17 protein-coding genes and 1 riboswitch are annotated in these 17,996 nt (G+C 71.0%); of the genes, 5 read left to right on the top strand and 12 right to left on the bottom strand.

Going from position 1 to position 17,996, the window contains the following annotated elements:
- Positions 1–199: 199 nt before the first annotated feature.
- The 5 genes from ACZ3ZE_RS29625 to ACZ3ZE_RS29605 all read right to left on the bottom strand — a co-directional run bounded on the left by ACZ3ZE_RS29625 (position 200) and on the right by ACZ3ZE_RS29605 (position 5,834).
- Positions 200–1,975 carry an ABC transporter substrate-binding protein gene (locus ACZ3ZE_RS29625; RefSeq protein WP_361175266.1) on the bottom strand — a complete coding sequence of 592 codons (1,776 nt, stop codon included), beginning with the start codon at positions 1,973–1,975 and terminating at the stop codon, positions 200–202.
- A 111-nt stretch (positions 1,976–2,086) separates the two neighbouring features.
- Positions 2,087–3,088, bottom strand: coding sequence for an ABC transporter permease (locus ACZ3ZE_RS29620; RefSeq protein WP_361623796.1), 1,002 nt, complete (start codon positions 3,086–3,088; stop codon positions 2,087–2,089).
- Positions 3,089–3,426: 338 nt separating this feature from the next.
- Positions 3,427–4,218: an enhanced serine sensitivity protein SseB C-terminal domain-containing protein gene (locus ACZ3ZE_RS29615; protein WP_467261436.1), complete on the bottom strand. Its 792-nt coding sequence runs from the start codon at positions 4,216–4,218 to the stop codon at positions 3,427–3,429.
- 76 nt (positions 4,219–4,294) lie between these two features.
- Positions 4,295–5,032 (bottom strand): enhanced serine sensitivity protein SseB, encoded by a 738-nt coding sequence (locus ACZ3ZE_RS29610; protein WP_361175274.1) that lies wholly within the window; start codon positions 5,030–5,032, stop codon positions 4,295–4,297.
- A gap of 103 nt (positions 5,033–5,135) precedes the next feature.
- On the bottom strand, positions 5,136–5,834 hold the full coding sequence (locus tag ACZ3ZE_RS29605) for an AAA family ATPase (RefSeq protein ID WP_361175277.1): 699 nt from the start codon (positions 5,832–5,834) through the stop codon (positions 5,136–5,138).
- Positions 5,835–5,988: 154 nt separating this feature from the next.
- A riboswitch (glycine riboswitch) is annotated at positions 5,989–6,100 on the top strand.
- 157 nt (positions 6,101–6,257) lie between these two features.
- Between ACZ3ZE_RS29605 and gcvT the strand changes: the two genes are divergently transcribed.
- The 4 genes from gcvT (at position 6,258) to ACZ3ZE_RS29585 (ending at position 10,742) form a co-directional block, all read left to right on the top strand.
- Positions 6,258–7,397 (top strand): glycine cleavage system aminomethyltransferase GcvT, encoded by a 1,140-nt coding sequence (gene gcvT, locus ACZ3ZE_RS29600; protein WP_361175280.1) that lies wholly within the window; start codon positions 6,258–6,260, stop codon positions 7,395–7,397.
- Positions 7,398–7,525: 128 nt separating this feature from the next.
- Positions 7,526–7,903: a glycine cleavage system protein GcvH gene (gene gcvH, locus ACZ3ZE_RS29595; protein WP_361175283.1), complete on the top strand. Its 378-nt coding sequence runs from the start codon at positions 7,526–7,528 to the stop codon at positions 7,901–7,903.
- 25 nt (positions 7,904–7,928) lie between these two features.
- Positions 7,929–9,188, top strand: coding sequence for a serine hydroxymethyltransferase (locus ACZ3ZE_RS29590; protein ID WP_363292752.1), 1,260 nt, complete (start codon positions 7,929–7,931; stop codon positions 9,186–9,188).
- A 168-nt stretch (positions 9,189–9,356) separates the two neighbouring features.
- A complete protein-coding gene (locus tag ACZ3ZE_RS29585; protein WP_361623808.1) occupies positions 9,357–10,742 on the top strand; it encodes an L-serine ammonia-lyase in 1,386 nt (461 codons plus the stop codon).
- Here the strand turns inward: ACZ3ZE_RS29585 and ACZ3ZE_RS29580 are convergent, their stop codons facing one another.
- The 3 genes from ACZ3ZE_RS29580 to ACZ3ZE_RS29570 form a co-directional block, all read right to left on the bottom strand.
- Positions 10,743–11,399, bottom strand: coding sequence for a hypothetical protein (locus ACZ3ZE_RS29580; protein ID WP_467261434.1), 657 nt, complete (start codon positions 11,397–11,399; stop codon positions 10,743–10,745). It abuts the gene before it with no gap.
- The gene (locus tag ACZ3ZE_RS29575) at positions 11,396–12,955 is read right to left on the bottom strand and encodes a hypothetical protein (protein ID WP_467261432.1); all 1,560 of its coding nucleotides are present in this window, start codon (positions 12,953–12,955) and stop codon (positions 11,396–11,398) included. Before ACZ3ZE_RS29575 ends, ACZ3ZE_RS29580 begins: the two co-directional genes overlap by 4 nt.
- 201 nt (positions 12,956–13,156) lie before the next feature.
- Positions 13,157–13,372, bottom strand: a complete 216-nt coding sequence (locus ACZ3ZE_RS29570; RefSeq protein ID WP_329424410.1) for an EF-hand domain-containing protein — start codon at positions 13,370–13,372, stop codon at positions 13,157–13,159.
- Positions 13,373–13,444: 72 nt separating this feature from the next.
- Here ACZ3ZE_RS29570 and ACZ3ZE_RS29565 point away from each other — a divergent pair, with 72 nt between their 5' ends.
- Positions 13,445–14,083 (top strand): GNAT family N-acetyltransferase, encoded by a 639-nt coding sequence (locus ACZ3ZE_RS29565; RefSeq protein WP_361175298.1) that lies wholly within the window; start codon positions 13,445–13,447, stop codon positions 14,081–14,083.
- An 84-nt stretch (positions 14,084–14,167) separates the two neighbouring features.
- Here the strand turns inward: ACZ3ZE_RS29565 and ACZ3ZE_RS29560 are convergent, their stop codons facing one another.
- The 4 genes from ACZ3ZE_RS29560 to ACZ3ZE_RS29545 all read right to left on the bottom strand — a co-directional run bounded on the left by ACZ3ZE_RS29560 (position 14,168) and on the right by ACZ3ZE_RS29545 (position 17,930).
- A complete protein-coding gene (locus tag ACZ3ZE_RS29560) occupies positions 14,168–15,364 on the bottom strand; it encodes a YncE family protein (RefSeq protein WP_361175301.1) in 1,197 nt (398 codons plus the stop codon).
- A complete protein-coding gene (locus tag ACZ3ZE_RS29555) occupies positions 15,364–16,119 on the bottom strand; it encodes a polysaccharide deacetylase family protein (RefSeq protein ID WP_361175304.1) in 756 nt (251 codons plus the stop codon). The genes ACZ3ZE_RS29560 and ACZ3ZE_RS29555 overlap by 1 nt, the downstream gene beginning before the upstream one ends.
- 393 nt (positions 16,120–16,512) lie before the next feature.
- The gene (locus ACZ3ZE_RS29550; protein ID WP_361175307.1) at positions 16,513–17,016 is read right to left on the bottom strand and encodes an ATP-binding protein; all 504 of its coding nucleotides are present in this window, start codon (positions 17,014–17,016) and stop codon (positions 16,513–16,515) included.
- Between the two features lie 146 nt (positions 17,017–17,162).
- Positions 17,163–17,930, bottom strand: a complete 768-nt coding sequence (locus ACZ3ZE_RS29545; protein ID WP_361175310.1) for an enoyl-CoA hydratase/isomerase family protein — start codon at positions 17,928–17,930, stop codon at positions 17,163–17,165.
- Positions 17,931–17,996: the final 66 nt, after the last annotated feature.

Raw genomic sequence — 17,996 nt, 5'->3', positions numbered from 1 at the left:
CACATGCTTGACGCCGAGATCATACTTGACGAGGGGCAAGCGCGGTCTTTTTATGTTTCAACGCATGGGGTGGGCCGGGCGGCGGCCGGGTAACCCTAGGGGGTCCCCCGGCCGCCGCGCACGGCCCTCACCTGCCCTTCGGACCTAGCGGCGGGTGCGCCGTTGGAGCGAGTTGGTTTCAGACTCGGCTGGAGGCGACTTACTTGACGACGCCGAGCGACGCGTAGTCGTAGCGGCCGTTGTAGGCGTCGGCCGTGTAGACGTTGGTCAGGCGCGAACCGCGCCAGATGATGTTCTTCTCGTGGGTGAAGGGCAGGTAGACCGCGGCCTCGGAGACCTTGGTGTTGATCTGCTTGTAGAGCTCGCCGGCCTTGGTCGGGTCGGTCTCCTTCAGCGCCTGGTCGAACAGGCCGTTGACGGCCGGGTCGTTCAGCTCGGAGAAGTTGTTGTTGCCGGACTGCAGGATGAAGCGGCCGTCGACGAGCGGCTGCAGGAAGCCCTGGCCGGTCGGGAAGTCGGCGCCCCAGCCCATGATGATGATGCCGTAGCCCTTCTCCTTGACGACCTTCGGCGAACCGATGATGCCGGAGGTCTGGGCGCCGTCGAACTGGTCGATCTGGGCGTCGATGCCGACGGCCTTCAGCGACTGCTGGAGGGACTCGGCGGTCGCGATCTCGATCTTCTTGTTGTTGCGGACCGCGATCGTGGTCTTGAAGCCGTTCGGCTTACCGCACTTCTTCAGCGCGTCCTTCGCCTTGGCGAGGTCCGGGGCACCGCCCAGCTTGCCGTACGGGTCGTACTTCGGGTCGGCACCCTTGATCGCCGGCGGCAGCATGTTGGCGGCGATGTCGCCACCGGCCTGCGGGCCGCCACGGGCGGTCTGGAGGGACTTCGAGTCGGCCGCGTAGATGATGGCCTTGCGGCACTCGACGTTGCTGATGACCGTCTGCGGGAAGACCGCGTACCGGATGAAGCCGGTCTGCGGGTTGTCCGCGTTCGCCTTGTTCTGCTGGAGCACCTTGGCGCGGGCGGCGGCGCCGACACCGGTCGCGTTGATGTCGAGGTCGTACTCGCCCTCGATCAGGCGGTTGTCCATGTCGTCGGCGTTCGTGGTGAACGTGACGCTGATGGTGTCCGGGAGGGCCTTGCGGATGGTGTCCGACTTGGCGTCCCAGTTCTCGTTGCGCACGAGCTTCATGGACTTGTTCGGCGTGTACGACTGCCACTTGTACGGGCCGGAGGAGAAGACGTTCAGGCCGTACTTGGCCTTGGTGTCCTTGTCCTGGCGGACCGGGGAGGCGGCGGGCATCGCCAGCATCTGCAGGAAGTCACCGTTGGCGACCGGCAGCTTGAAGACGATGGTCTTGTCGTCCGGGGTCTCGATCGCCTTGAGGCCCAGCTTGTCCGCGGCGGTGTCCTTGTACGGGCCCGCGTAGGTCTTCTTGGGGTCGAGGACCTGCTGGAGGTAGATCGGGCCGCCGGAGATGACGTCCTGGGCCCAGACGCGCTCGATGCCGTACTTGACGTCCTTCGAGGTGATCGGCTTGCCGTCCTCCCACTTCACGCCGTCCTTCAGCGTGAACGTGTAGGTGAGGCCGTCGGCCGAGACCTTGCCCGCGTCGGTGGCGAGGTCCGGGACCAGCTCGGTGGAGGCGGCGCCCGGCTCGGACTTGAACGAGACCAGCTGGCGCGTGTAGTAGCGCTGGAAGTCCCACACGAAGCCGTAGTAACCGCGCTGCGGGTCCCACGAGTCGGCCTCCTGCGAGCCGATGAACTTCAGCTCGCCGCCCTTCTTGTCGGAGGGGCTGGCGACCTGGTTCACCGCGGCGTTGAAGCCGGGCGCACCCGCCTTGCCGCCCTTGGCGCCGCTGTCGCCGCCCTTGCCGCCGCCACACGCGGTGGTCGCGACCATCGTGGCCGCGGCGAGCAGCGCGCCTGCGGCGATTCTGCGCCTCTGGGAGCTGTTCAGAGTCATGGTCGAGCAACCTCCGAAGTAATGGCGGCCGTTGTCACGGTGGTCCGCCGTTGGGGGATGTGCCTCCTGTCGACAGCGGCAGGGGCTGGTCTTGCGGTGAACGGCGTACGGTCAGCGGGAGCTCTTCGGGTCGAGCGCGTCACGCACGCCGTCGCCGAAGAGGTTGAACGCCAGCACGGTGATGAAGATCGCGAGGCCGGGGATCACCATGAAGAGCGGGTCGGCCTCGTAGGTGGTGATGGCCGTCGACAGCATCTGCCCCCAGGAAGCGGTGGGAGGCTTCACACCCGCACCGAGGAAGCTGAGCGCCGCTTCGGTGAGGATGTTGGTGGGGATCATGAGGGTGGTGTAGACCATGATCGGGGCGATCAGGTTGGGCAGCAGCTCCCGGCGCAGGATGTACAGCCGGCCGGCGCCCAGGCTCTGGGCCGCCTCGACGTACTCGCGGTTGCGCAGGCTGAGCGTCTGGCCTCGGACGATGCGGCCCACGTAGGGCCAGCCGAAGAAGCCGATCACGACGACCAGGGCGACGATGCGGACGCCCGAACCGTCGAGGCCGAGGAGCTGGTTCGGCAGCACCGAGACCAGGGCGATGGTGAACAGCAGCTGCGGGAAGGCGAGCATGACGTCCATGACCCGGCTGAGGGCCGCGTCGATCCAGCCGCCGAAGTAGCCGGCGACGACACCGAGGACGGTGCCGAGCAGGACCGCGAAGAGCGCCGCGGCGAAGGCCACGAGCAGCGAGATCCGGGCGCCGTAGACGATGCGGCTGAAGACGTCGCGGCCGTTGACCGGCTCGACACCGAAGAGGAAGTCGGAGCTCACGCCGCCCCAGGAACCGATCGGGGTGCCGAAGAGCGGGTCGATCTGGTCCTCGTGGAACTGGTCCGGCGGGTGGCCGAGGAGGCCGACGATGACCGGGGCGAAGATCGCGACCAGGATCAGGAAGACGACCACGAAGGCGCCCGCGAGGGCGAGTTTGTCACGCTTCAGCCGGGTCCAGGCGATCTTCCAGGGGGAACGTCCCTCGATCGCCTGGGCCGGCGCGTCGGGCACGACGTCGACGGCCGCGGCCTGCTCGGCCGCGTTCGTCTCGTGCAGTGGTGCCGTCATCGTGGTGAGGACCCCTCTCGGCCGCCGGGTCGCCGGCCCTTGCCCGCCGCGGGTAGCGGCTCGGTGGAACAACTGCTGGGCACCGGCTCGGGGGGAGCCGAACGCCTGGTGTTCCGGGGAGTCTTCAATGTGTCCGCGATCACCCGCCAGACCCCAAGGGGAATGTTTGCGTAAACGTGATGCGGTGCGTGGTCTTCCGTTATCCGGACGTCGTGATCGTGTGAGCGGACCAAGTCGGCCGCTATTCGACCAGACCGGACATCCTGCTCAACTCCTGCCGTGCAGGAGTGAATTGGGGTGACGGAAGCGACGGAACGGACGTACCCGTCCGGGTCGTGTCAGTACGGGCGGGGCGCGGCCGGCGGGTAGCCGTAGCCGGGGGCGGGCGGGCCCGCGGGGGCGGCGTGCGCGTCCCGGTCGTAGAAGGGCCGGGCGTGGGCGTGCAGCCACATCGCGACCGGGTCGTACGCGTCGGACATGGCGACCGTGGAGACGGGCAGCCCCTCGGGGACGGCCGCGACGGTCTGGCGCATCATCGTCCGCACCGCCTCGACGGAGCCCGGCGAGGAGTCGTACAGGTCCAGTCCGATGGCGAGGTACGGGGAGCCCAGCGCGGGCTGCACCCAGGCGCGGCGCAGCGAGCGCACGGCGGGGGTGCGGTGCGCGTTCTGCGTGAGCAGGGCGTAGAACTGCGGGATCTCCACGGCGGGTTCGGTCAGGCGCAGGGGTCCGGCGGGCATCCGGTCCAGACCGGTGGCGATGCGGCGCAGATCGGCCCAGGGGATGCCGACGCCGCCGCCGGGGGCGTGCGGATTCAGCCAGATCCCCCAGCGGTCGGGGTAGAGGGCGCGGGCGATCTCCAGGCCGGAGGCGAGCTCGTGGGCGCGGTTCCAGCCGGAGGCGGCGAGCTCCTGGGCGGAGGTGACGCAGGGCGCGTAGCCGAAGCCGTCGACCTCCATGTTCCCGTACTGGGCGTCGGGCGAGCCGGGCGAGCCCTGCCAGAGCAGCATCCAGACGTCGGCGGTGGCGAGGGCGTGCAGCAGCTGCTCGTAGGCGTCGGGGCGCCCGGGTGCCACCTGGCGCAGCGTGTGCTCGACCATTCCGGTCGCAGCGGTGCCTGACGCGCTCACCTTTGGGTCCCGCCCCTCGTCGTCCGTATCGCGGTGTGGATCGGCTTGAATCAGTTCAGCTTAAACAGGGGGGCGGTCACACGGCGGCGCGCTGGTAGAAGGGGCGCACCTTCGCCAGCATCCAGTCGCCGACCGGGTCCTGTGCCACGTCGAGCAGGATCAGGTTGACCGGCCAGGCGGCCTCGACCCGGCCGAGGGCGCGGCCGAGGGCGTCGAGCGGCCCGTTGCGGTCGGCGTCGGGGGTGAGCAGCTGGACGCCGATGAAGAGGGCGGGTTCGGTGCCTTCGACGCTGGCGAGGGCGCGGCGGGCGGTGGCGACGGTGCCGGTGGCCTCGAACTCGGCGGAGGCGGCGGCGAGGAAGTCGACGGGGTCGTCCTGCCAGTCGGGCTCGAAGAGGCGGACGCGGCCGCCGCTGGCGGGGCCGTCGAGGGGGGTGCGGCCGGCCCGGCAGAGTTCGGCGACGGCGGGCGGCGGGAGCGGGACGCCGACGGTGCCGCCGGGGTTCACGGCGATGCCGAGCTGCGGGGGCAGGCCGCGGGCGAAGTCGCGGGCGGGGGCGACGGTGAAGGACATGTGGGCGCCGACGCAGGCGAGGAACTGCTGCTCGGAGCTGAAGACGGGCACGTAGGCGTAGCCGTCTATCTCGAGGGTGGGCAGGTCGAGGTCGCTGCTGTCGGTGTTGCCGCCGTTGGGCAGCGGGACCCATACGGGGCTGCGCCCGAGCACCTCGACCAGTCGGCCGCCGGCCGCGGGGTTGCCGAGCGAGGCGGCCAGTACTTCTTCGAGCTCATTGCCCGGCCACGTGACGTCCACGGTCTCGTCTCTTCTCCCTCTCGGCACTTGGTGCGGTTCAGCACCCTAACGGCGCGTCGGCGCCGCCGTGACCGAAAAAGGGGCGGAAAGGCCGTGGAGTGCTTCAGGACACGTCGCGGAAGCCGATCTTCCGCAGGGCGTCGGCCGCGTCCCGGTCGAGCAGGGTGACCGAGGCGCAGCCGGGCGGCAGCCGGCCCGCCTCGGCGGTGCGCACGAGCCGGCCGACGGCGCGGCGGTGCCGGGCGAAGGCGTAGCCCGAGACGCCGCGGCCGCGGGCCAGCTGCCCTTCGCGGGCGGTCTCGGGCCCGACGTCGAGCAGGATCAGGTGCAGGGCGGTGCCGCGGCGCCGGGCCTCACGGGCGAGCCAGCCGCGCACCCAGGACTGGGTGCCGCAGTCGTGGACGACGACGCTGGCCCCGGAGCGCAGGACGCGGCGGAGCCCCGCGTAGTGCGCGAGGCGGGCGAGCGGGCGGTAGACGGCGTACGGCAGGAAGCGGGGCAGCCGGGCCTCCCAGCGCTCGCGGGTGTGCTGCGAGTCGATGGCGCGGCCCTCGGCCGTACGTCCCATGAGGGTCGACTTGCCGCTGCCGGGGAGTCCGGAGACGACCACGACGTCACCCCTCGCGTAGGCCAGGGCGCGGGGGCCGCGGCCGCCGCGGTCGCGCAGGTCGCGCAGCAGCCGGCCCCTGCGGGTCCGGGCGCGGGCCCGGGCGCCGGCGCGCTGGACCGGTATGCCGGCGCTCGTCGCGTACGCGCCGGCGCGCTGGACCGGCCGCATCGGCATCCTCGGCGGCATCTGCATCGCGTCGCTCCCCCTCGTAGGCCCTGCGGAGACCCTTGCCCCCGAAGTGTAAAGAAAGGGTAATGAGACGCAAGCGATTTGCCGGGCCGAACCGCCGTGCAATGATGTGCGCGCAGGCGCTCGCACGAGCGTCCACAACCACATACCGGCCGCTCGAATCCGCGCGGGAGAGTTCCGGTCACGCACCGCAGTCACTGGGTGCGCCCGGGCGCCGAAGGAGCAAGTTCCTCCCTTGAATCTCTCAGGCCCCGTACCGCGTGGATGAGGCAGATCTGAAAAGCGGGCCGCGCCTGTCGCGGTCCCACCCAAGGTGCAAGCCGAGGATGCCCTCGGTGAACCTCTCAGGTTCCATGACAGATGGGGAGGACCGTCCTCCGTCATGCATGTCGTGCCCCGCACGCCCTGGGACCCGGGAGCCACCCGATGAGCACTGCCCCCCGCCTGACCGCCCTCGATGCGCTGCATCGTTCGCTGGGCGCGACCATGACCGACTTCGCCGGCTGGGACATGCCGCTGCGCTACGCCAGCGAGCGCGACGAGCACAACGCCGTCCGCACCAAGGCGGGTCTCTTCGACCTCTCCCACATGGGCGAGATCACCGTCACGGGCCCGCAGGCCGTGGACCTTCTGGACTACGCCCTCGTCGGCAACATCTCCACGGTGGGCAGCGGCCGCGCCCGCTACACGATGATCTGCCAGGAGGACGGCGGCATCCTCGACGACCTGATCGTCTACCGCCTGGGCGAGACCGAGGCCGGTTTTCCTGAATACATGGTCGTCGCCAACGCCTCCAACGCCCAGATCGTGCTGGACGCCCTCGTGGCGCGCTCGGCGGGCTTCGACGCCGAGGTCCGCGACGACCGCGACGCCTACGCGCTGCTCGCCGTCCAGGGCCCGGAGTCGCCCGGCATCCTGAAGTCCCTGACCGACGCCGACCTGGACGGTCTGAAGTACTACGCCGGCCTGCCCGGCACCGTCGCCGGCGTGCCCGCGCTGATCGCCCGTACCGGCTACACCGGCGAGGACGGCTTCGAGCTGTTCCTGAAGCCCGAGCACGCCGAGGGCGTGTGGCGGGCGCTGACCGAGGCGGGCGCGGGCGTCGGCCTGATCCCCTGCGGCCTGTCCTGCCGCGACACGCTCCGCCTGGAGGCGGGCATGCCGCTGTACGGCCACGAGCTGACCACCGCGCTGACCCCCTTCGACGCGGGCCTCGGCCGGGTCGTCAAGTTCGAGAAGACCACCAACGAGGGCCGCTTCGTCGGCCGCGAGGCGCTGGAGAAGGCCGCCGAGCGCGCCGAGTCCGCCCCGCCGCGCAAGCTGGTCGGCCTGATCGCCGAGGGCCGCCGGGTCCCGCGCGCCGGCTTCGCCGTCGTCGCGAACGGCCAGGTCGTCGGTGAGGTCACCTCCGGCGCCCCGTCGCCGACCCTGGGCAAGCCGATCGCCATCGCCTACGTCGACGCGGAGTTCGCCGCGCCCGGCACCGAGGGCGTCGGCGTCGACATCCGTGGTGCGCACGAGCCGTACGAGGTCGTGGCGCTGCCGTTCTACAAGCGCCAGAAGTGACATAAGGGACGCAAGTGATGCGCGGGGGCGCGAGGAGTGACGTTTCCCTCACCCGTCCGTCTCACTTCGTGTCTCATCACGCAAGACCCACGTTCATCAGTACTCCCCCGATCCAGGAGAATCAGGTCATGAGCAACCCCCAGCAGCTGCGCTACAGCAAGGAGCACGAGTGGCTCTCGGCCGTCGAGGACGGCATCGCCACGATCGGCATCACGGAGCACGCCGCCAACGCGCTCGGTGACATCGTGTACGTGCAGCTCCCCGAGGTCGGCGACACGGTGACCGCGGGCGAGACCTGCGGCGAGCTCGAGTCCACGAAGTCCGTCAGCGACCTGTACGCCCCGGTGACCGGTGAGGTCGTCGCGGCCAACCAGGACGTCGTCGACGACCCGGCGCTCGTGAACACCGCTCCGTTCGAGGGCGGCTGGCTGTTCAAGGTGCGCCTCGCGGGCGAGCCGGACGACCTGCTCTCCGCCGACGAGTACACCGCCTTCACCGCCGGCTAAACCGAGACCCCCAAGGGATCGATTCATGTCGCTTCTGAACACCCCTCTCCACGAGCTGGACCCGGACGTCGCCGCCGCCGTCGACGCCGAGCTCCGCCGCCAGCAGTCCACCCTCGAGATGATCGCCTCGGAGAACTTCGCTCCGGTCGCGGTCATGGAGGCCCAGGGCTCGGTCCTCACCAACAAGTACGCCGAGGGCTACCCGGGCCGCCGCTACTACGGCGGCTGCGAGCACGTCGACGTGGCCGAGCAGATCGCCATCGACCGGATCAAGGACCTGTTCGGCGCCGAGTACGCCAACGTGCAGCCCCACTCCGGTGCCTCCGCCAACCAGGCCGCCCTCTTCGCGATCGCCCAGCCGGGCGACACGATCCTCGGGCTGGACCTGGCGCACGGCGGTCACCTGACCCACGGCATGCGCCTGAACTTCTCCGGCAAGCAGTTCAACGTGGTCGCGTACCACGTCGACGAGGCCGGGCTGGTCGACATGGCCGAGGTCGAGCGCCTCGCCAAGGAGCACCGCCCCAAGGTGATCATCGCGGGCTGGTCCGCCTACCCGCGCCAGCTGGACTTCGCCGAGTTCCGCCGGATCGCCGACGAGGTCGAGGCGTACCTGTGGGTCGACATGGCCCACTTCGCCGGTCTGGTCGCCGCGGGTCTGCACCCGAACCCGGTCGAGTACGCGGACGTGGTCACCTCGACCACGCACAAGACGCTCGGCGGCCCGCGCGGCGGCATCATCCTGGCGAAGAAGGAGTTCGCCAAGAAGCTGAACTCCTCGGTCTTCCCCGGCTTCCAGGGCGGCCCGCTGGAGCACGTGATCGCGGCCAAGGCCGTCTCCTTCAAGATCGCGGCCTCGGAGGAGTTCAAGGAGCGCCAGCAGCGCACCCTGGACGGCGCCCGCATCATCGCCGAGCGTCTGGTCCAGGACGACGTCACCGCGCACGGTGTCTCCGTCCTGTCCGGCGGCACCGACGTGCACCTGCTCCTCGTCGACCTGCGCGACTCGGAGCTCGACGGCCAGCAGGCCGAGGACCGTCTCCACGAGGTCGGCATCACGGTCAACCGGAACGCCGTTCCGAACGACCCGCGCCCGCCGATGGTCACCTCCGGCCTGCGCATCGGCACCCCGGCCCTCGCCACCCGCGGCTTCCAGGCCGAGGACTTCGCCGAGGTCGCCGACATCATCGCCGAGACGCTGAAGCCCGGCTTCGACGCCGAGGCGCTGAAGGCCCGGGTGACGGCGCTCGCCGACAAGCACCCGCTGTACCCCGGCCTGAAGTAGTTTCGTACCCTTTTATTACCGGGTTCGTTCGAGCCCGTTCGTACGAAACCTCCGGGGCACCCCGCACACTGGACAGTGAGCGGGGTGCCCCGGCCCTTGCTCCACCGCACCGCGTTTCTGCACCACCCCGGCAGACAACGGCGTCCAGCCCCCACAAGGAGTCCCCCCGTGGCCATCTCGGTCTTCGACCTGTTCTCGATCGGCATCGGTCCGTCGAGCTCCCACACGGTGGGCCCCATGCGCGCGGCCCGGATGTTCGCCCGCCGGCTGAAGAACGAGGGGCTGCTCGCCCACACGGCGGCGATACGAGCGGAGCTGTACGGCTCGCTGGGCGCCACCGGCCACGGCCACGGCACCCCGAAGGCCGTCCTGCTCGGCCTGGAGGGCAACTCCCCGCGCACCGTCGACGTCGAGCACGCCGACGAGGAGTTCGAGCGGATCAAGGCGAGCGGCAGGCTCAACCTGCTCGGCATGCACGAGATCCCGTTCTCCTTCGACGACGACCTGATCCTGCACCGCCGCAAGGCGCTGCCGTACCACGCCAACGGCATGACGGTCTTCGCGTATGACGCCGAGGGCGCCCTCGTCCTGGAGAAGACGTACTACTCGGTCGGCGGCGGCTTCGTCGTCGACGAGGACGCCGTCGCCGGCGAGAACCCGATCGTCCCCGACGACACCGTCCTGAAGTACCCCTTCCGCACCGGCGACGAGCTGCTCCGCCTGGCCAAGGACACCGGCCTGTCGATCTCCTCGCTGATGCTGGAGAACGAGAAGGCCTGGCGCACCGAGGACGAGATCCGCGCCGGCCTCCTGGAGATCTGGCGGGTCATGCAGGCCTGCGTCTCGCGCGGCATGTCCCGCGAGGGCATCCTCCCCGGCGGCCTGAAGGTCCGCCGCCGCGCCGCCACCTCGGCCCGCAAGCTGCGCTCCGAGGGCGACCCGGCCGCGCACGCGATGGAGTGGATCACCCTCTACGCGATGGCCGTGAACGAGGAGAACGCCGCGGGCGGCCGGGTGGTCACCGCCCCGACCAACGGCGCGGCCGGCATCATCCCCGCCGTCCTGCACTACTACATGAACTTCGGCACCGCCTCCTGCACCCCGGAGGAGAAGGAGGACGGCGTGGTCCGCTTCCTCCTCGCCGCCGGTGCGATCGGCATGCTCTTCAAGGAGAACGCCTCCATCTCCGGCGCCGAGGTCGGCTGCCAGGGCGAGGTCGGCTCGGCCTGCTCGATGGCGGCCGGCGCCCTCGCCGAGGTCCTCGGCGGCTCCCCCGAGCAGGTGGAGAACGCGGCCGAGATCGGCATGGAGCACAACCTCGGCCTCACCTGCGACCCGGTCGGCGGCCTCGTCCAGATCCCGTGCATCGAGCGCAACGGCATGGCGGCGGTCAAGGCCGTCACGGCGGCGAAGATGTCGATGCGCGGCGACGGCAGCCACATGGTCTCCCTCGACAAGGTCATCAAGACCATGAAGGAGACCGGCGCGGACATGAGCGTGAAGTACAAGGAGACCGCGCGCGGCGGTCTCGCGGTGAACATCATCGAGTGCTGATCACCGGCCGCTGACCCCGGGGACCGTCGGGGCCCGGTACGGGTCCGGGGCCGGCTCCTCCGCCAGCAGCGGCACCGGGCCGCGCAGCGCGAAGGCGCCCGGCAGGTCCAGCGGGCCGCCCTTGCGCTCGGCCAGGACGGCCCCCTGCACCGCGAGGCTCGCGTCCACCGAGCAGGTCCCCGCGTTCACCCCGGTCAGACACGCGTCCCGGACCACGCAGACGAATCCGGACACCCAGAAGACCAGGGTGAGGTCCACCTGGAGGGTGCCCAGCTTCGCGCCGTCCACGTAGATGTCGACGTACGGCCGGTGCGTCGAGGTGATCCGGTGCGTCGCCAGCGCCACGACCTCCTCGCTGCCCGGCAGCTCCCGGGTGCGCCGGGCGGCGGCCCGCAGCGCGCTGTGCCCGCGCCAGCCGCCGGCCGCGAGATCGAGTACGTCGAGGCCGAGGAAGTCGTCCACGACCCCGGCCAGCTCGTGCTCGACGGCCCGGTCGGCGGCGGGCGTCCGCCCCCGCACCGGCGCGAGCAGCGGGCCCGCCGTGCCGTGGGCGCGCAGCGGACCGTCGAGGCCCTGACCCGGCCCGAGCAGGAACGAGCGGACGGGCGTCGCGGGGGCCGCCGTGGGGGCGGACGCCATGGGCGCGGTGGTAGTCATCGGTCCTCCTCGTCGAGCCTCTGCCGGCCGGGGTCCGGGTGCGGGTCCAGCCGCGTCGAGTGGGTGGGCGGCTCACCGGGCACCTGCGTCTCGGACAGTTCGGCGCTGCCGGGGACCGGGCGGAGCGTCGCCTTCACATGCCCGCGGACCCAGCGGGGGCCGCGATGCAGCCGCCCGAAGTACGCCCCGGCGGCCACGGCGAGCGCGAGCGCCCCACCGAGGGAGGCGGGCCCGACGATCCAGCCGACGGGGGTGGCGGACCCGCCGGTGTCACCACCGGTGGTGGAGCCGCCGCCGGTGGTCCCGCCGCCGTTCTGGTTGCCGCCGTTCTGGTTCCCGCCGTTCTGGTTGCCGCCGTTCTGGTTCCCGCCGCTCTGGTTGCCGCCGTTCTGGTTCCCGCCGCTCTGGTTGCCGCCGTTCTGGTTCCCGCCGCTCTGGTTGCCGCCGTTCTGGTTCCCGCCGCTCTGATTGCCGCCGTTCTGGTTCCCACCGTTCTGGTTCCCACCGTTCTGGTTCCCACCGTTCTGGTTCCCACCGTTCTGGTTCCCACCGTTCTGATTGCCACCGTTCTGATTGCCACCGTTCTGATTGCCGTCGGTCCCCGACTCGCCGGCCTTCACAGTGAACGGGGCGTCGGCGTACTGCTCCGGATCGGCCGTGCAGGCGGCCCGTACGGTGTGGGCGCCGGGCTTGGCGTCGGCCGGGATCTTGATGCCGGTGCTGAAGCCACCGCCCTCCGCGACGGAGGCGGTGCCCAGCGCCGGACCGCCGTCGTCCCAGCCGATCTCGACGGCCGGGCAGGTGAAGCCGGTGCCCGCGGCCCGGACGGGCGTCCCCTTCTCGCCCTGGGCCGGGTCGAGGGTGAGCGCCGGGTGCGACGCCGGCTTGCCCGTCACGGTGAACGGCGCGCTCGCCGACGTGTCCGGGTAGCCGACGCACACGGCCCGGATCTGGTAGGTGCCCGGCTTGGCGTCCGCGGGGACCTTCAGTTCCTGGCTGAAGGTGCCCGGCTCGCCGACGTCGATGCGGTAGTCGAGCGCCTTCTCCTGGCCCACGTACAGCTCGACGTCCTCGGCGGAGCACTTGCCGAAGCCCGAGCCGTTGACGTTGAACGAGGTCCCGGGCGCGCCCTCGGAGCGGTCGAGCGTGACGGACGGGGTCTGTTCCGGCTGCTGGGGGTTGCCCGGCGGTGGGGTCACGCCGCCCGGGCCGGTGACCGTGAAGCTGCTGGTGGCGTAGTCGGCGTCCGGGGAGCAGTCGGCCACGATGTCGTGCGCGCCGACGGCGGTGCCCTGGGGGATCTGTACGACGCCGTGGAGGGTGTGGGTGGCCTGCTGGACGTACGCCGTGGTGGTGGGGCCGCCCTCCAGGCCGAGGTGGGCCGCGTCGCAGTGCTCGAAGCCGGTGCCGGTGACCGTGACGCTGGTGCCGGGCGGGCCCGATCCGGGGCTCAGGGAGAGTGCCTCGACCTTGAGCAGCCGGTCGGGGGCGGCCGCGGCGAGGGGCGTGAGGGCGGAGGGGCCCACGCTGATCGCTGCGCTCAGAAGCACCGCCATCAGAAATCGACGCGCCAGTCGTACGGCAGTGAACATGAGGATCGAGGGGGGGACGGGTGGATCACTCCCCATCTTCCTCCCCGCCACGCAAATCCGCTCGTCGTGTACGGAGCGTGACGAAAACGGCCGCCGGGGGTCGGACGGGCGGCTCACGTACGTACGCGTGGTCGTACGGTGCCGCCCGTCCTCGCCCCGTGGGGCTCAGGCCTTGTTGAGGTTGTTCCAGAACTCGTCCCAGGACAGCTTGTGGTCGCCGTTGGTGTCCTGACGGTTGATCAGCGCCTCGGCGACGGACTCGGTGACGTTGAAGTCACCCAGCTGCGCCATGACGCTCTTGTACTCGGCGGCGGTGATGAAGCCGTCACCGTCCACGTCGAACTTGTTGAATGCCGTGCGCGCCGAATCGATGTCCGCCATGCTTCCGCCCCTTCGAGGTGCCTGATGTAGGGGGTCAGATTATCGGGCCCGGCGGCGCCGGATGATGGGGGTATGAACAGCGAAGCGGCACGCATATTGGCAGCGGCGGCGCGCGGGGAGTTCCCGCCCGCGGACGGGTCGACGACGATCGTTCCGCAGCCGAACCCGAGGGACGCGGGAGTGCTGTCGTTCACCGCGCACTCGGTGGTCTTCCTGGACGAGGACCCGGCGTGGATCCGGGCGGAGCTGGCGGCCGCTTCGACGGACCCGCTGGTGGCGAGCATGACCCCGCGGTTCCACTCGGCGCTGATGGCGCGCACGGGCCGGTACGTGAACACGGTCGACCTGATGACGGTCGCGGACGCGCTGCCGGGCGAGCCGGAGATCGAGCTGCGGGAGATCGAGGACCAGGAGCATCCGCGGGTGGCGCGGGCGCTGAAGTACCGCGACGAGGTCCGGGTGTGGGCGGCGGACGGCGGCGTGCTGATCCTGGGCCGGGGGGTGGCGGGCCGGATGGAGGTCGCGGTCGAGGTGGACGAGGACGTGCGGCACCGGGGTCTGGGCCGGGCGCTCGCGACGGCGGCCCGGCAGCTGACCCCGGACGCCGTGGTGTGGGCCCAGAACTCCCCCGGCAACGCGCGCAGCGTCCGCACCTTCCAGGCGGCGGGCTACCGCCCGGTGGGCGCGGAGGTGCTGCTCGTCGCGGGCTAGGGCCGGCCCTTTCGGATCACGCCGGGCTCGCGGGCCCGGCGGGCCGGGTCCGGGCGCGGCCCGCCCCCCGCCGCGGCCGTGGCGTCAGCGGAAGATGCCGGTGTGGCCGAGGGAGTAGCGGCCGGGCTGCGGGTAGACGGCCAGGCCGTGCGGGCCGCTGCCGACGGGGATGCGGGCGAGCTGTTTCCCGGTTCCGGTGTCGATCGCGTACACCTCGGAGTCGTAACGTCCGGAGAGCCAGAGCACCTTGCCGTCGGCGGAGACCCCGCCCATGTCGGGTGATCCGCCGTGCGGGAGCCACCATTTCTTGGTGAGGCGGTTCTGGGTGAAGTCGAAGACGGAGACGGAGCCCTCGCCGCGGTTGGAGACGTACATCTCCTGGGAGTCGCGGGAGACGTAGAGGCCGTGGCAGCCCTTTCCGGTGGGCAGCAGCGTCGGGGTGGTGAACTTCTCGCCGTCGAGGACCCACATGCCGTGGGCCATCATGTCGGCGATGTAGAAGGTCTTGCCGTCCGGGGAGATCTTCACGTCCTGCGGCATGGCGCCCTGGAAGGGCAGTTTCTGCTGGCCGATGACCTGCATCTTCTCGGTGTCGACCTTGAGGAGTTCGCCGGAGAACTCGCAGGAGACGACGAAGTAGCGTCCGTCGGCGGAGAAGTCGGCGTGGTTGACGCCGTAGCAGGAGACGGGGACGGTCTTGCGGCGTTCCATGGTGTGCGGGTCGCGGAAGACGAGTTCGCGGTCGAGCGAGGCCATGACGATCGCGTACTTGCCGTTCGGGGTGAAGTAGAGGTTGTACGGGTCGTGCACCTCGACGGGCTTGCCGGCGACGCCGGTGGCCGGGTCGATGGGGGTGAGCGTGTGGCCGCGGTTGTTGTTGACCCAGAGGGTCTTCATGTCCCAGGAGGGGACGACGTGCTGCGGCTGGTTGCCGACCGGGATGGTCTCGATGACCTTGTACGTGGCGGGGTCGATGACCGAGACCGTGTTGGAGCTGGTGTTGGGGACGTACACCCGGGAGGGGAAGCCCTTGACGACCGGGGAGAGCTGGTTGGGCCGGTCGGCGGCGTAGACGTCGTCGGGCTTGAGCAGCGGCGGCATGCCGGGCAGCCCGGCGGGGGCGGCGGCCGGTTTCGGTACGGCGGGGAGCACGGCGGCCTTCTTGGTGCCGCCGCCGTGCTCGGCGGGGTGGGGGCTGCCGCAGCCGGCCAGGGCGAGGAGCAGGGCGGCGGCGAGCAGGCCCTTGGTGCGCGGGGTCGGGCGGGGGGCGTGGGTCGGCATCAGGTCAGCAGCTCCGTGGTGGTCACCGCGCGCAGGCCGCGGCGGTCGAGGTCGGCGAGGAGGAGGGGCAGTGCGGCGACCGTGTCGGCGTAGCCGAAGTGGAGGCTGACCACCGATCCGTTGCGGATCCCGCCGGTGACGTTGGCGACGACGGCGGCGGGTCCCGGTGAGGTGAAGTCGAGGGAGTCGACGTCGTACGAGAGGACGTGCGGGTATCCGGCGCGCAGGGCGGCCCGGCGGACGGTCTCGTCGGCGTGCTGGGTGCGGGAGGGCCGGAACCAGGTGCCGATGGAGCCGGTGAGGCGGCGCAGCCGGGTGGCGCAGGACTGGATCTCGTCGAAGGCGCGGGCCTCGGTCATGGTGTTGACGTCGAGGTGGTGCTGGGTGTGGTTGCCGAGGTCGTGGCCGCCGTCGAGGACGCGGCGGGCCATCTCGGGGTGCCGGTCGAGCCAGTCGCCGACGGCGAGGACGGTGACGCGGGCGCCGGCCCGTTCGGCGTGGCCGAGGACGGCGCGGGCGGTGGCGGGGTCGCCCTGTCCGTGGAAGGTGAGGGCGACCCTGGGCCGGTCCCGGGGGCCGTTGGCGATCTCGTCGGGGCGGCCGGGGTAGCGGCGGGGGGACGGGGCGGCGGGCGCGGGGGCGGGTCCCTGGGGCGGTGCGGGGCGTGGCTCCGTTCCGCAGGCGGTGGCGAGGGCTCCCGCGAGGGCGGTGGCCGCGCCGGCCCGGAGGGCACCGCGGCGGTCGGTGGGCGTCACGGCACCATTTAAAGGGCCGGTTTGCCGGAATCACGGTGATTGAGCCAATTCAGGACGTTTGTCGCCCGGGATGCGCCGTCCATTATGCGGACAGAGCGAGGAAACACCCGATGAACACCATACTTATTCATCGTTTATAAGGACGGTGCTCCATGTCACCAACGATTCATTGGTAAACTGTCCATGTTTGTCCGGATCTGACCCGGTAGGGACTTTTGGCGGAGAGGCCACCTGTCTGCCATAGTCGGAGACACGACCCCCATTGACCCGGGCCAGGTCGACATAGCGGCCGTGGACACACCCCCCCAGTCCACGGCGCATCACACGGAAGCCCCCAAGCGCCTCACCATGGCGGACGGGGGCTTTCGTGCGTCACGGGGGCGGGCGGCGGGGCTAGCGGTCGGAGACCCGCATCTCGAACCAGGTGGTCTTGCCGCGCGGGGCGAGGTCGACACCCCAGCGGTCGGACAGCTTGTCGACGAGGAAGAGGCCCCGGCCGCTCGTGTCGAGTTCGTGCACCGGCATCAGACAGGGCAGCCCGCGCGAGGGGTCGCGCACCTCGATCCGGATCCAGCCGCGGCGGCGCAGCATCCGCAGGGCGAAGACCCGGGCGCCGGTGTGCCGTACGGCGTTGCCGACCAGCTCGGAGACGAGCAGCACCGCGTGCTCGGCGATCTGCGGGCCGAGCCCCCACTGGCGCAGCACGACCCACTGGGTGAGCCGGCGGGCGACCGCGGCGGACTCGGGACGGGACGGCAGCCGGACATCCTCCTCGGCCGGGTTCCCGTACAACCGCAGTGCTTCCGCGGCCTGTTCGTCCTCCGCTGCCGGCACCCACCGTGCGGCGGTCGCACCGCCGCGCTGCCGCGGTTGATCCATACCATCCAGGCCCGCCATGCCCCCCATCATGGCCGCACGGAGCGGAGTCCGGGGCCGTTCCCGGGGAATCGACCCCCCGGAATCGACAATTCCGGGGGATTCGTTCGGCATATGCCAGAGGCAGTCGAAAGCACGGCCGGGCGCGGACGCTCCGGCACCGCGCCTCAGACGAACTTGGCCTTGCCCGGGCCCTCCTCGACGAAGCTGCGCATGCCGCGCTCCCGGTCCTCCGTCGCGAACAGGCCCGCGAACCAGGTGCGTTCGATGGCGAGGCCGGTGTCGATGTCCGCCTCCAGACCCTGGTCGACCGACTCCTTCGCCGCCCGCAGCGCGAGGGCCGGGCCCTGCGCCAGCTTGGCGGCCCAGGCGTGCGCCTGCTCGTACACCTCGGCGGCCGGCACGACCCGGTCGACCAGGCCCAGGCTCAGCGCCTCGTCCGCCTTCACCATGCGGCCGGTGAAGATGAGGTCCTTGGCCCGGGACGGGCCGATCAGACGGGAGAGCCGCTGGGTGCCGCCGGCGCCGGGGATGAGGCCGAGCAGGATCTCGGGCTGGCCCAGCTTGGCGTTGTCGGCGGCGATCCGGTAGTCGGCGCAGAGCGCGAGTTCGCAGCCGCCGCCCAGCGCGTACCCCGTGACGGCCGCGACGACCGGCTTGGGGATGCGGGCGATCGCCGTGAAGGAGTCCTGGAGCGCGCGGGACCGCTTGACCATGGCCGCGTGGTCCATGACCTGCATCTCCTTGATGTCCGCGCCGGCCGCGAACACCTTCTCGCCGCCGTAGAGGATCACGGCCCGCACGTCGTCGCGGTCGGTCGCCTCCACGGCCAGCTCGCGCAGCCGGTCCTGGGTGGCGATGTCGAGGGCGTTCATCGGGGGGCGGTCGAGACGGATCGTGCCGACGCCTTCGGCGACTTCGAGGTTCACAGTCATGGTCCGAAGGTTAGCCGCCGTTAACGACGCGGGCCCCGGTGCCGTTGGTCACAGCACCGGGGCCCG

This window comes from Streptomyces sp. NPDC023157 (genome assembly GCF_055560575.1).
The sequence above is the reverse complement of the archived record's forward strand: the minus strand, read 5'-3'. Positions and strand labels throughout refer to the sequence as shown.